At 70.4% G+C, this 14,181-nt stretch carries 9 protein-coding genes; 7 read left to right on the top strand and 2 right to left on the bottom strand.

All coding sequences use genetic code 11. The features are described from left to right. Window positions 1-112: 112 nt before the first annotated feature. On the bottom strand, window positions 113-4,129 hold the full coding sequence (locus C9I47_RS03305) for an ATP-binding protein (protein ID WP_190238589.1): 4,017 nt from the start codon (window positions 4,127-4,129) through the stop codon (window positions 113-115). Between the two features lie 464 nt (window positions 4,130-4,593). Between C9I47_RS03305 and C9I47_RS17825 the strand changes: the two genes are divergently transcribed. After that, complete coding sequence (locus C9I47_RS17825; protein WP_223250262.1) at window positions 4,594-5,043, top strand: hypothetical protein; 450 nt, start codon at window positions 4,594-4,596, stop codon at window positions 5,041-5,043. A gap of 143 nt (window positions 5,044-5,186) precedes the next feature. On the opposite strand, the gene C9I47_RS03295 is transcribed toward C9I47_RS17825, so the two are convergent. Further along, window positions 5,187-7,169: a TonB-dependent receptor domain-containing protein gene (locus C9I47_RS03295; protein WP_111265477.1), complete on the bottom strand. Its 1,983-nt coding sequence runs from the start codon at window positions 7,167-7,169 to the stop codon at window positions 5,187-5,189. A gap of 331 nt (window positions 7,170-7,500) precedes the next feature. Between C9I47_RS03295 and C9I47_RS03290 the strand changes: the two genes are divergently transcribed. From C9I47_RS03290 to C9I47_RS03265, 6 genes are read left to right on the top strand one after another with little or no spacing between them, the layout of a single operon-like run. Continuing rightward, window positions 7,501-8,757: an isochorismate synthase gene (locus C9I47_RS03290; RefSeq protein WP_111265476.1), complete on the top strand. Its 1,257-nt coding sequence runs from the start codon at window positions 7,501-7,503 to the stop codon at window positions 8,755-8,757. Next, complete coding sequence (locus C9I47_RS03285) at window positions 8,754-10,418, top strand: (2,3-dihydroxybenzoyl)adenylate synthase (RefSeq protein ID WP_407067493.1); 1,665 nt, start codon at window positions 8,754-8,756, stop codon at window positions 10,416-10,418. Before C9I47_RS03290 ends, C9I47_RS03285 begins: the two co-directional genes overlap by 4 nt. Next, on the top strand, window positions 10,415-11,296 hold the full coding sequence (locus C9I47_RS03280) for an isochorismatase family protein (RefSeq protein WP_111265475.1): 882 nt from the start codon (window positions 10,415-10,417) through the stop codon (window positions 11,294-11,296). The genes C9I47_RS03285 and C9I47_RS03280 overlap by 4 nt, the downstream gene beginning before the upstream one ends. Further along, on the top strand, window positions 11,293-12,600 hold the full coding sequence (locus C9I47_RS03275; RefSeq protein WP_111265474.1) for a condensation domain-containing protein: 1,308 nt from the start codon (window positions 11,293-11,295) through the stop codon (window positions 12,598-12,600). Before C9I47_RS03280 ends, C9I47_RS03275 begins: the two co-directional genes overlap by 4 nt. After that, window positions 12,597-13,397, top strand: coding sequence for a siderophore-interacting protein (locus C9I47_RS03270; protein ID WP_111265473.1), 801 nt, complete (start codon window positions 12,597-12,599; stop codon window positions 13,395-13,397). The genes C9I47_RS03275 and C9I47_RS03270 overlap by 4 nt, the downstream gene beginning before the upstream one ends. Beyond that, window positions 13,394-14,176 carry a 2,3-dihydro-2,3-dihydroxybenzoate dehydrogenase gene (locus tag C9I47_RS03265; protein ID WP_111265472.1) on the top strand — a complete coding sequence of 261 codons (783 nt, stop codon included), beginning with the start codon at window positions 13,394-13,396 and terminating at the stop codon, window positions 14,174-14,176. The genes C9I47_RS03270 and C9I47_RS03265 overlap by 4 nt, the downstream gene beginning before the upstream one ends. Window positions 14,177-14,181: the final 5 nt, after the last annotated feature.

The following is a 14,181-nucleotide window of genomic DNA, read 5'->3' as shown; positions in this document are numbered from 1 at the left end:
ATGCACGGAAAAACGAGAGCAAGATCACGTTTCAAAGGTGACGAGCCAATCGAATCTCTCGCGATCGCGCGCCATGACCGCAACAGGGCCGCCGGCCGCCTCGCGACGGTCGTCAGTCGTCGGTCGTATCGAAACGGGCGCGATAGATGCGGTACAGATAGCCTGGGTTGTCGAGGCCCACCCGGGCGCCGGCTTCCGACAGGGTCCGGCAACTGCCGTCGCTGATCAGCCGCCTGACCCGCAGCAAGCGCTGTTCGCGCAGCCATGCCACCGGCGACTGCCCGGTCAGTTCGATGACCCTGCGCCTGAGCTGACGCTCGGACAGGTGCGCTCGACGAGCCCAGGCGCCGACGCTGAAATCGGGATCGGCGAGCGCCTCCAATGCCGGCGCCAGCAATGGCGCGTCCCCCGCGTCGGAGACGATCTTCTCCTCGCTGCTGAAGTACAGACTGGCGTCCGGCCAGGCCCGCGAGATGGCCCCGATCAACGCCTCGAAGCCGAAGGGCTTGACCAGGTACTCGCTCGCGCCGGCCGCCACCCCCTCCTCGCTGCGGCGGGTCTCGGCCCGGGCCGATATCAACAAAACCGGGATCGCGGCCAGGCGCTGATCGGCCTTGATCCGTGTGCACAGCTCGATCCCGCTGATGCCCGGCAACACCACGTCAGAAACCACCGCACCGAACGCGTTGCACTGCAGCTGTTCGATGGCCTCCTCCGCGGAGGACACCACCTTGACCGGGCAGTACTCACCCAGGCGATGTCCCAGATAGTTCGCCAGTTCGGGATGATCCTCGACGATCAACACCTTCCTGCTGTCCATCGCCTTGCGGCCGGTGGCCGGCAACCGGACCGCCGCTTGCGTCGGCTTGGAATCCAGCTCGTCCAGAGACACGTGGGCGCTGCCGAGCGGCAGCGTGATCCAGAAGCTCGCGCCGCCCTGCGGCCGGCTGGACGCGCCTATCCTTCCGCCGTGCAGTTCGATGAGCTCCTTCGCGGTGGCCAGGCCGATTCCAAGCCCGTCGCGACCGGCGCGCTCACCCCGGAAGAAGCGCTGGAACAACTGCTTCGCGATGGCCGGCGAGAATCCGGGGCCGGAATCGCTGACCGTGATCCGCAGGGTCTCGTCCCGGGTTTCCGCGCTGAGTTCGACATCGATCACGCTGCCGGCCGGCGCGTGGCGGCTGGCATTGTCGAGCAGATTCTCCAGCACCGTCGTCAGGCGGTCGCGATCGGCGAATATCGGCAGGAAGTCCACATTGCGGCGCAGCTCGTAGCCCCGCTCAAGCTTCCGGTCCAACACCCGGAACCCGTCGACGACCTGCTCCAGCCATTTACAGGCGTCGAACGAAGCGATGTCCAACTTGAGCTGGCCGGCCTCGGCCTGCGCCAGGCTCAGCAGCTGCTGCACCAGCAGGGTCAGCCGGTCAAGCTGGGAAATCGACAGCCGCAACCGTTCCGCGGTGTGCTCCGACAGCGTCGATACACGCGCCTGGACTTCCTTGAGTGGCATGCTCGCGAGCATCAGCGGTGTGCGCAGTTCATGACTGATGTCGGCAAACGAGCGCACCCTGAACTCGTAGAGCCGCTCCAACCGCGAGGCCTGATCCGCCAGCCGCAGGTTCTTCTTCTCGATAATGCGGTGGCTTTCGGACAGCTTCACCAACGCGTCCTCGGCCTGCCGCTTCTCGATATCCAGTTCCCGGGTTCTCGCCTCGACCTGACGCCCCAGCGCCTTGGCCTGAAGGCGGGCGCCGCGTACCCGCTGCCATGCCACCAACAGCACCAGCGCCATCAGCCCCAGGACCACCGTCAGCCTGAAACGCGTGGTTTCGAACCATCGCGCCGGAACGGTGAACTCCAGCATCGCCGGGGTCGCCGCCCATGCTCCGTCTCCGTTGGCGGCGACCAGCTCGAAGCGATAGCGGCCCGGCGACATCGAGGCCAGCGAAACGGTCCGCTGACCACCGACGTCGACCCAGTGTCCGTCGCCGGGCATCAGTCGGTAACGGAACCGGACCGCCCTGCCGTCATGAAGGTCCGCGGCGCTGTAGTGAATGCTCAGCGACCGGACCCCGACCGGCAACGGCGACGGCCCCGAAACGAATCCGGTGCCTGCGGCCCGCAGTCCGTCTATCACCGGCACCGGTGCCGCCCTCGTCCTGGAGAATCGCTTCGGATCGACCCGGATCACACCGCGCTGATAGGGAAACCAGATTCTTCCGTCCCTGTCGAATGCCGCGGCGGGCTGCACGCCACCGTTACCCTCCAACTCGGTGACCCCATCGGCGAATCCCAGCATCAGCGGCGTCAACGTCGCCGACTCCCCTGAGATCCACGCCTGCAGATCGCGCCTTCCGAGCTTGAAGACACCCTGGTTGCTGTTGACCCACAAGTTGCCGCCATCGTCCTCGAGCACCGCGTGCGGACTGTCCGATGGCAGCCCCTCCGCGCGCCCCAGATGCAGGGCTTCGGGCGCCTCGCGCGGATCGATACGAGCCAGCCCATAGCCTTCGGTGCTCGCCCAGACCACGCCGCTGCGGTCCTGCATCAGGTCGCGCACGGTGATGCCTGCCAGCAGCTCGGCGGCGACCGCGCCACGGCCCTGCCGCCACAGCCCCCGGTCGGTGCCGAGCCAGGCATTGCCATCGGTGGCATGCAGGATGCTGTGGACCGCGGCATCTCCCGTTTCCGGCCAGACCCTACGCCAGGATGCGCCACTGCGGCACCAGGCCCCCCGGGTCGTGCCCAGCCACAACCGCCCGCTCCGATCGAAGCTGATCGCCAGTATTCGTGCCTGCGCAAGCGGCCCGGGCAGGGGCACCGCCTCGAAGCGGCGCCGACCGGGGGGCTTGCGGAACAGGCCCGGCGCGTATGTGCCGACATGGATCGAGTCGTCCGGCGCCGCCGCGATCACCCACGGGTTCGCTCCCGGAAGCCCGCTTTCGATGCCATAGCGCTCGATGTCGCCATCGGGCGCGATCGCCTGCACCGGCCCGTCGAGACTTCCCAGCCACATCGTCCCGGCGCTGTCGCGGGTCACCGAGTACACATTGTCTGATGACAGTCCGTCGGCGACGCCAAGGGTCTCCACGCGCGGCCGCGACAACGCATAGAGGCCATCCCGCAAGGTACTGACCCACGCCGTCCCGGTGGCGTCGAAGCTGACGTCGGTGATCCGGCCATCGCTTTCCAGCACCTGCGCACCGTCGCGGAAAAGGGCGCCTCCGGAGCTTTCCCATAGCGCACCGTCGGCCGCGCGCCAGCTCTGCGACCGCATCGGACCGCGATGCCCCGCCCGATCCCCGACCCGGTGCAGGGCCCGCTGATCGAAGCGAAACAAGCCCCGGTCGGTGCCGACCCACAAGGTGTCATCGCGATCGGAACGAAGCTGGACGATGTGGACCGGATCGCGCCCGCCGCGCAGCAGCCAGTGCGATGTGCCGTCGCGCGCAAGGCGCAACAGGCCACGGTCCAGCGCGACGATCAGGCTGCCATCGGATCCCACGACCGCCATCGGGGGCAGCCCGGGAGGCCTGTAGGCATCGGCGTCGTCGAACAGTACACGACGTTGCCGGCCGGTCTGCAGCACGATTCCCTTGCCACGGACAAGCAACCAGGCCTGATCGTCGCCGACCGGAAACGCCGCCGTCACTTCGTCGCCCGGATCGAAGATCTGGCGCGCGTGGAAGCCGCCTTCGCGGTCCTCGCAGAACAGTCCCTGCGCGGTGGTCACGCACAGCGGTCGCTCGTGGATCGAACGTATCGGCGAACCGGTTCGACCGTCCGCGCCCAGGCGGATCCGTCGAACACCGCCCACCTCCAGACGCAGCAGATCGCCACCGGCCGTCAACGCATGGAGGCGTCCGCCGCTGTCCGGATAGATGTCGACGATCCGGTTGTCGCGTATCGCCGGCGAGTTGGAGGTGTTGTAGACCTTGAAGGCCTGGCCATCGAATCGCACCAGCCCGTCGTGGGTCGCGATCCACAGGAATCCCTTGCCGTCGACGTGACTGCCGGCGGCGCTGCTCACCGGCAACCCGTCGCTCAGGCGATAGTGACGGATCACCCACGGGCCACGCGCATGGGCGGGCAGGATCGCGCCCACCGCAAACACCAGCAGCACGCTCACCCATGCCACCACGCGGGCGGCGCGAACACGAATCCGGATCAGGCCCATCGACTTCTATGCGCAGCGGCGACGTCCGCGATCTGTCCACTCACAATGGCGATGGCACACGCATCGTCCTTGACGGCCCGGAGCCGGGCCGCATCGCTGTCCTGCCGGCGGCCGCATCAGGCGATGGCGCACCGGCAGGGTAGCCGGGCACCGGGCCGATGGACTTTCGCAACAGGGGTCATCTGAATGGGCAGAACGCTGGGGAGGTGTCAGTCCCGTTCAGGATGTCAGACATGCACGACCGGCACGAGTCTTCAGTCGGCGATGCCGTGGCCGGCCCCATCGGTTGCGCCGGCACGCGCGCGCAGCATGCGTTCGACGCGCGTGGTGGCGTCCCTGGGTGCATGCACACGTTCTTGCCCTTGCCTTGGCTAGGCTCTTGCCCCCGGGACTGATCCCGCCACCGGAGAGCGAAGATGAAGGCCGCCCCTATCCTGCTGCCACTATGCCTGGCCGCCGCCGCATGCAGCCCGCCCGCGGATGCGCCCGACGCCGCCGCGCCGACGGACGCGGCACCCGCCGCAGAGGCTGTGCCCGACGCCGCACCCATGGAGCCGGCACCCTCACCGGAAGCCGCACCCGCACCGATGGACGCCGCGGCGCCGGCTGACGATGCGCCGAAGGCGAAGATCACGATGTTCAACGCGACCTGCCCCGGCGACATCGAGGTCCATGCCGACGACGGCGGCCCGGTGTTCGTCAACGGACGCGAGGCCGCCTACAAGTCGTTCAGCGAGAGCTACTACGAGGCGACCGACGCCGAGACCGGCGTGACCGTCTCGGTCAGCATCAATACCGACGGCACCCTGTCGCTGTCGTACACCGGCAAGGGCGGCGCCAACGGCATCTGCGCCCTGGCCGAATAGGCGGTCGCCGCCGCGGGCCTGGATGCGCGGACGATTCCGTCACCGTGCCCGCATCGCCTGCGGCAACGCCCCGGCCGCCCGGGCCGGGGCGCTGCCATCGTCGAGCCACGCGGCCGCACCGTCCGGGCGTGGTCGGCGGCGGCTCAGAAGCGGTAGCCGACCGTGGCGACGAACTCGCGGCCCGGTGCCGGGAAGCCGATGTTCAGGCCGCTGCCGGGATGGTAGGAGTAGGTGCCGTGGTCGTAGTGGAAGTCGTCGAGCAGGTTGTTCACGCCGACGCCCAGGGTGATCCGGTCGTCGCGCAGCTTCCAGTTCGCGAGCAGGTCGAGCACCGCGTACGAGCCCTTGGCCGGCGCCTCCGGCGAGATCCGGTTCTCGGCCGCCTCGACGTAGCGCGCACGGATGCCGTAGTGCGCGACCGCTGACGGGGTCCAGTCGAGCCGGCCGGTCCAGGTGCGTCCGATGGTGGTGCCCAGGCCGAGGTCGGCGTCGTTGAGCGGGCGGCCGTCGAACGCGTTGTCCGACTCCCACACGCCGACGCTGAAGCCGATATCGTCCCATTGCTTGCCGACCTCCAGCTCGAAGCCGTCGACCTCGGCGGTGCCGGTATTGGCCCAGTAGCCCCACTCCGTCGACGGCGGGCCGACGAAGATCGCGTTGATGAAGTGCTCGATCTCCTGGCGGAACACGGTGCCGCGCAAGTGGAAGCCGTCGCGCTCGTAGGCGAAGCCGAACTCGACGTTGTCGCCCTCCTCGCCGCGCAGGTCGCCACGGTGCGCGTACAGCGCGCTGAAGAAGGCCTCGCGGATGGTGATGCCGCGAAATGCCTGCGAATAGGCGCCGCGCAGACTGAGGTGATCGGTCAACTGCCACTGCAGCGACAGGTTCGGGCTGAGCTTGCTGTCGGAATTGCTCGCACCGGCGCCGACACCGCTGTCGACGTCGAGCCGGTAGTGGTCGTAGCGCAGGCCGGTCGACAACAGCCATGCCGGCGCGAAGCGCCAGTTCGCCTGCGCGTACAGGCCGGCGACACGCGCATGCTGTTCGGTGCTGCCCCAGTACGCCGGTGGGGTCGCCTGCTGTGTCGCGTCGAGGCTGTCGCGGCGGAAGTCCAGGCCGTAGACCAGATCCAGGTCCTGCCAGCGCGAGGTGTTGCGCAGGTCCAGGCCGATCGAACTCTGCTCGCCGGAACCGTAGACCAGGCCGGTGCTGTTGCGGCGGTTCTCGAACTCGGAGCGGTTGTAGAACACCGTCGCCTCCACGTCCACGGCATCGCTGCCCGGATCGTAGCGATGGTTGTACGACACCGTGTCGCGGGTCATCTTGTGATCGGAGAGCAGGAAGCGGCCGGCGAAGTTGGTCATGTGCGGACGCTCGTAGTAGGTCCCGGTGTCGTCCAGGTGCTCGGCCGACAGGTCGAAGCTGTGCGCGTCGAACAGACCGGTCAGCTTGACCTGGCCGCGACGGTGGTCGTACGCGGTCGGATCGACCCGGTCGCCGTTGCCGTCGTCGTAGTCGCCGCCGTCCTGGCGCACGTAGGTCGCCATCAGGCCCAGGCCGTTGGACAGACGCCCGTACACGGAGGCCACGCCCTTGTAGTTGTTCTCGCCGTTGAAGCCGGCCGAGGCCTTCAGCAGCGCGCCGAAGTCCTGGTCGGGACGCAGCATGTCGAAGGCATCCTTGGTACGCACCCGCATCGCGCCGGTCAGCGCGCCCGGACCGGCGGTGGCGGCACCGGCGCCGGCGTCGAGTTCGATCGACTTGATGAATTCCGGCTCGATCTGCACCCGGGTCTGGTGGTGGTACAGCTCGGCCGGCTGCTGCGCTCCGTCGATGGTGACGTTGAGCATGGTGTCCTCGAAGCCGCGCACGTAGACCTTCTGCGACACCGTCGAACCGCCGCCGACGGCGACGCCGGACTCGTTGGAGAGCAGGTCGGACAGGTCGGAAGCCTGGGTGAGCTCGACCTCGTCGGCGTCGATGTCGAAGTTGCCCGGCTCGCGCTCGGCCTCCACGACGATGGTGTCGATGGTGGTGGCGTCGGTGCCGTCGGCGGCCTGCGACAGCGGCACGATCGCGAGGAAGGTCAGGCCTGTCAGCGACAGGCAGCGGGGGGTGAAAGCCATGTTTCATTTCCTTGTCATGGAGGCGGCCCCGCCGGGGCCGACCGAAGGCGCAGCGGCGCCGCAAACCGGGCCGTGATCCCTTGCACCGGACCCGGCCGCGGGAACCGCCACGGCGCCTGCCGCAGCGGAAGCGGCGACATTGTGATCGGATCGACTGTCAAACACAAATGCGAATCACTAACATTTAACGCGTCGTCGCCCATCATCGACGGCGACGACGGCACGGACGCCCGTCCACGCCGTGCGTCGATGCATGCCGCATCCCGCCAGCGGGCTACCACGCCTGCCAGCTGATTCCACTGACAGCCCCCGACAGCCCGCAGGTAACTTCATGGACGCTTCCTCCAGCGCCGCGACCGCGTTCGCCGACGCGCCGGCAATCCCGCATCCGAGCTCGCCACGGATGTCCCCCCGTCCGCCACGCGATGCATTGCTCGATGCCTGGCGGCCGGGCGACGGCCTGTTCTCCTCGCCACGCCAGCAGTTGCATTGCCGCGGGGTACAGGCGCGTTTGCGCAGAGCCGCCAACGACGGACTCGCCGACGCCGCCGACGCCCTGCTGGCCGGATGCGGTCGCGACGGCAGCGATCGCCTGCCGCTGATCGGCGCGATCCCGTTCGACCGTCACGCACCGGCGCGGCTGTGGTTGCCGCAGCAGGCGGTGTACGCCAGCGGCCACGCGCGGCATCGCGGCAGCCGGCGGCCCTCCGACCGCGGCGGCGACGCGCACGCCTTGCCGCCGGCGCGCTCGATACCCTCGGCGTCGGACTACCTCGCCGCGGTCGCGCAGGCGCTGGCGCGGATCGAGCGCGGCGAGCTGGACAAGGTGGTGATGTCGCGCTGCCTGTGCCTGCGTACCCGGGTCGACGTCGACGCACTGTTGTCGGCACTGCTGGCGCGCGACCCGGCCGGCTACACCTTCGCGGTCGATGCCGGCGACGACACGCGCGCCGGCCAACTGGTCGGCACCAGCCCGGAACTGCTGCTGCGCAAGCACGGCGCGCGGGTCACTTCCAATCCCCTGGCCGGTTCGGCGCCGCGCAGCGTCGATCCGGACGAGGACGCGCATCGCGCGCAGGCACTGCTGGCCTCGGCCAAGGACCGCCACGAGCACGCCCTGGTGGTCGACGCGGTCGCGACCGCGCTGGCTCCCTGGTGCCGGAACCTGGAAGTGCCGGCGACGCCGTCGCTGCTGGCGACGCCGACCATGTGGCATCTGTCGACGCGGATCGACGGCACCCTCGCCGATGCCTCGACCCATGCCCTGCGCCTGGCCCTGCAACTGCACCCGACGCCGGCAGTGTGCGGGCACCCGACCGCCGCGGCACGCACCGCGATCGGCGAACTGGAGGGCTACGACCGCGACCTGTTCACCGGCCTAGTCGGCTGGTGCGACGCCCACGGCGACGGCGAATGGGCGGTGACGATCCGCTGCGCCCTGGTCGAGGCCGAAGCGGCGACGCTGTATGCCGGCGCCGGCGTGGTCGCCGGCTCGACGCCCGAGGCCGAGCTGGCCGAAACCAGCGCCAAGCTGGGCACGATGCTGACGGCGATGGGGCTGCCGCCGCTGACCGAGGGCCAGCCATGAACGCGATGACGACGCCGGACAGGCCCGACGCCGACTTCACCCCATGGCCGGACAACTTCGTTCGCCGCTACCGCGAGCGCGGCCATTGGACCGGCACCACCCTGCACGGCCGCCTGGCCGAGGTTGCCGCCGCGCAACCCGACCGTCCGGCCCTGGTCTGCGGCGAGCGCCGCTGGAACTATGCCGAGCTCGACCGCCGTGTGCGCGCCGCCGCCGCCGGCCTGGCGCGCCTGGGCATCGCCCGCGGCGACCGGGTGGTACTGCAACTGCCGAATATCGCCGAATTCCACGTCGCCTGCTTCGCCCTGTTCCGGATCGGCGCGCTGCCGGTGTTCGCCCTGCCCGCGCACCGCGAGGCCGAGCTCGGCCACTTCATCGCCGACACCGGCGCCTGCGCGGCGATCACCGTCGACCGCGAGGCCGGCTTCGACCACGCCGCGATGATGCGTCGCCTGCGCGAAGCGCATCCGTGCCTGCGTGAACTGGTGGTGGTCGGCGGCGGCGGAGACGGCCACGACTTCGACGCGCTGTACGCCGACAGCGGCGACCGCGACGTCGACGCGCACCACGACGCCACGGCGGTCGCCTTCCTGCAGCTGTCCGGCGGCAGTACCGGCACCCCGAAGCTGATCCCGCGCACCCACGACGACTATCTCTACAGCGTCCGCGAGAGCGCCCGCATCTGCGGCTTCGATACCGATACCCGATACCTGTGCCTGTTGCCGGCGGCGCACAACTTCCCGATGAGCTCGCCCGGCGCCTTCGGCACCTTCCATGCCGGCGGCTGCGTGGTGATGGCGCGGCATCCGGAGCCGGCCGCGAGCTTCGCCGTGATCGAACGCGAGCGCGTCACCGCGACCGCGCTGGTGCCGGCGCTGGCGTTGGCCTGGCTCGCCTCCGCCACGCGCGGGCGACATGACCTGTCAAGCCTGCGCCTGATCCAGATCGGCGGCGCCCACCTCGCCCGCGATGTCGCGCGGCGGATGATCGAAAGCTTCGACGCGCGCCTGCAACAGGTGTTCGGCATGGCCGAAGGCCTGGTCAACTACACCCGCCTGGACGACCCGCCGGACCTGATCGCCAGCAGCCAGGGCCGCCCGATCAGCGACGACGACGAGATCCGCATCGTCGACGACGGCGATCGCGACGTGCCCGAGGGCGAGGTCGGCCATCTGCTGACCCGAGGCCCCTACACCATCCGCGGCTACTACCGCGCCGACGCCCACAACCGCCGCGCGTTCACCGCCGACGGCTTCTACCGCACCGGCGACCGGGTCCGCCGCCTCGCCTCCGGCCACCTGATCGTGGAGGGGCGCAGCAAGGACCAGATCAACCGCGGCGGCGACAAGATCGCGGCCGAGGAAATCGAAAGCCATCTGCTGACCCATCCGGCCGTGTTCGACGCCGCCCTGGTCGCGATGCCCGACCGCTGGCTGGGCGAGAAGGCCTGCGCCTTCGTGGTGCTGCGCGAGGCACTGGCGCCGCGCGAGTTGCAGCAGTACCTGCGCACGCGCGGCCTGGCCGCGTTCAAGATCCCCGAGCGCATCGAGATCGTCGACACCCTGCCGCGCACGGCGGTCGGCAAGGTCGACAAGCGCGCCCTGCGCGCCCGCTTCGCGCCCCCTGCTCCCATCCAGTCCGCCACCGAGGCCACCGCATGAGCATTCCCCGTATCGCCCCCTACCCGCTGCCGGACCGGTTGCCCGCGCAGGACCGGGTCGACTGGCGGCCCGATCCCGAACGCGCGGTGTTGCTGGTGCACGATCTGCAGGACTATTTCCTGGATTTCTACGACACCGCGCAGAGCCCGGTCGCGCCGATGCTCGACAACGTGCGCGCCCTGCGCGAGGCCTGCGACGGGGCCGGGGTGCCGGTGATCTATACCGCGCAGCCGCCGCAGCAGACCGTGCGCCAGCGTGGCCTGCTGCAGGACTGGTGGGGGCCGGGCGTGACCGCCCGGCCGGAGCGCGCCGGCATCGCCGCCACGGTCGCTCCGCGCGACCACGACACCGTGCTGACCAAATGGCGCTACAGCGCGTTCGCATCCAGCGACCTGCTGGAACGGATGCGCGAGCAGGGCCGCGACCAGTTGCTGATCTGCGGCGTCTACGCCCACATCGGTTGCATGACCACCGCGCTGGACGCGTTCATGCGCGACATCCAGCCGTTCATGCTCGCCGATGCCCTGGCCGACTTCAGCGCCGAGGAACACGCCATGGCGCTGGCCTACGTGGCGCGCCGCTGCGGCGTCGCGTTGACCACCGACGCCTGCATCGACGCCCTGAAGGCCACGTCGGGTCTGCCGGCCAGCCTGGACGCCCTGCGCGCGGAACTGGCGCGGATCATCGAGCTGCCGGTCGAACAGGTCGGCGCCGACGACAACCCGCTGCACCTGGGTCTGGACTCGATCCGCCTGATGAGCCTGCTCGAACGCTGGTCCGCGGCCGGTGCCGAGATCGGCTTCGTCGACCTCGCCGAACGCGAGCGCGTGGCCGACTGGTGGGCACTGCTGCAGCGGCACCGCGAGGCGTTGCGATGAGCGCGGACACGCGGCCGCTGACGGCGCCGCAGTACGGCATGTGGGCCGGCCAGCGGATGGAACCGGACAGCCCCGCATTCTGGACCGCCGAGGCGATCGAACTGCGCGGTCCGCTGGACGTGGCCACGCTCGGCCATGCGGTGATCGACACCCTGCGTCGCTGCGACGCCCTGCACATGCGTTACCGCGACGACGGCGACGGCGTGCGCCAGCGGCTGGACCCGGCGCGCGCCGTGGCGTGGCCGCAACACGACTTCAGCGGCGAGGCCGATCCGTGGCGGGCCGCCGAGGCCTGGATGCGCGCCGACCTCGACCGCCCGGCACGGCTGGGCAGCGGCCCGCTGTTCGCCACCGCGCTGCTGCGGCTCGGTCCGCAACGGCACCTGTGGTACCTGCGTGCGCACCACATCGCGCTGGACGGGTTCGCCTACCTGCTGCTGATCCACCGGGTCGCGGCGGTGTACTCGGCCGCGGTCGACGGACGCGAAATACCGGCGGCGCGCGACTTCGCGCTGGCGCCGGTGATCGACGAGGCCGAGAGCTACCGGCAGTCGCCGCAGCGCGCGCGCGATCGCGACTTCTGGATGGCGCGGCTGCAGGCGGCGCCGACGCCTGTGACCCTGGCGCCGCTGCAACCGCCGTCCGACGTTGCCCGCTCCGAGCGTCATCGCCTGCCACTGTCGCAGTACGCACGCTGGCAGGCCGGCGCGCGCGAGTGCGGGGTCGACTGGGGCGCGTGGCTGATCGCCGGCATCGCCGCGTGGATGCACCGCGCCAGCGGCGCCACCTCGATCTGCATCGGCCTGCTGGTGATGAACCGCCTCGGCAGCCGCGCCCTGGGCGTGCCGTGCATGGGCATGAACGTGGTGCCGCTGCAACTGCGGATCGATCCCGATGCCGGCTTCGACACGCTGGCGCGCGGGGCCTCGGCCGAACTGGCGCGGCTCCGTCCGCACCAGCGCTACAACTACGAATGGATGCGCGAGGACATGGGCCTGGCCGGCAGCCACGCCCAGCTCTACGGGCCGGTGCTGAACCTGATGCCGTTCGACCGCGGTTTCCGCTTCTCCGGACTGGAGGCCAAGGCGCACCCGGTCTCGGTCGGTTCGGTCGAGGACATGGACATCACCGTGTCGCCGCTGCCCGACGGCCTGCGCGTGGACATCGAAGCCAATCCCGCCGCCTACGACGCCGCCACCCTGGGCCGCCACCATCGCGACCTGCTGGCGACCCTGGACGCCGCGCTGGACGATCCACGCGCGCCGCTGGCGCGACTGCACGCCACCGTGGAGGCGATCGCATGAGCGCACCGGCGACCGGGCTGATCCGGGTACTGGACGGCGGCGCCGCGCTGACCCCGCGGATGCGCCGCCTGCGCTTCGAGGGCGAGGTGCTGGCGGCGTTTCCGGCGGACTGCGAAGGCGCCCACATCAAGCTGCTGTTTCCGCTGCAGGATGGCGAGTCCCCCGCCCTTCCGACGATCGGCGCGGGCGGACCGCAGTGGCCGCGGGACCGGCCACGGCCGTGGTCGCGGACCTACACCGTCGCCGCCATCGACCCGGCCCGGCGGTGGCTGGATGTCGATTTCGTCCTGCATGGCGACGACGGCCCGGCCTCGCGCTGGGCGGCGCGGGCGACGCCCGGCCGGGTGCTGGGCCTGATCGGCCCCGGCGGGCCGCCACTGTACCGGCCCGACGCCGGGCGCTTCCTGCTGATCGGCGACCCCAGCAGCCTGCCGTTGCTGCGGGCGGTGATGCGCAAGCTGCCGGAGACCGCGGCCGGCGACGTGCTGATCGAGCTGCCCGACCCCGGCGAGCGTCAGCCGCTGCCGCCACGTCCGCAGATGCGCGTGCGCTGGCTGCAACGCGCGGACCTGCTCGACGCGGTCCGCGCACTGGCACCGCCCGAAGGCACGGTCTCGCTCACCCTGGCCGGCGAAAACGGTCAGGTGGTCGCGATCCGCCGCTACCTGCGCGAGCACTGGGGCCTGCCCAAGGCCATGATGTACGCGGTGCCGTACTGGAAGGAACGACTGGACGAGGACGGCTACCACGACGAGCGTCATCGGATCATGGACGGTTTCGAGGCGGAGGCCGCATGAACGCACAGTCAGGGGAGTTCGCCGGACACCTGGCGCTGGTCACCGGCGCCGCCTCGGGAATCGGCGCCGCGGTCGCGCGCATGCTCGCCACGCGCGGCGCGGGCCTGGCGCTGATCGACCGCGATGCCGACGGTCTGCGAGCGCTGGCGGCGACCCTGCCCGTCGATGCCACCTGCCTGACGGTGGATGTCGTCGACGCGGCCGCGGTCGAGCGCGCGGTGGATGCCATCGAGGCCGACCGCGGGCCGCTCGACCATCTCGCCCACGTCGCCGGCATCCTGCGCATCGGCGACGCGCTGGAGATGGCGCCCGACGACTGGGATGCCTGCATGGCGGTCAATGCCCGCGCGGTGTTCGGCACCACCCGCGCGGTCGCGCGAAGGATGCGCGAGCGAAGGCGCGGCAGCATCGTCGTGGTCGGTTCCAACGCCGCGACGACACCGCGCGCCGGGATGGCCGCCTACGCGGCGTCGAAGGCGGCGGCGAGCGCCTACCTGCGTTGCCTGGCATTGGAACTGGCGCCGCACGGGGTGCGCTGCAACCTGGTCTCCCCGGGGTCGACCGACACCCCGATGCAACAGGCCCTCGCCGGCAGCGCGCAGGCGCGGCAGGCCATCCTGGACGGCGTGCCCGAACGCTACCGGCTGGGCATTCCGCTGGGCCGGATCGCCGAGGCCGCGGACGTCGCCGAGGCCGTGTGCTTCCTGCTCGGCGAACGCGCCCGCCACATCGTCATGCACGACCTGCGGGTCGATGGCGGCGCCACCCTGGACGCCTGAGCCGG

The sequence above is a fragment of the Marilutibacter maris genome (genome assembly GCF_003233695.1).
In the GTDB taxonomy this organism is placed as follows: Bacteria; Pseudomonadota; Gammaproteobacteria; order Xanthomonadales; family Xanthomonadaceae; genus Marilutibacter; species Marilutibacter maris.
This window is presented reverse-complemented; position numbering and strand designations above follow the sequence as displayed.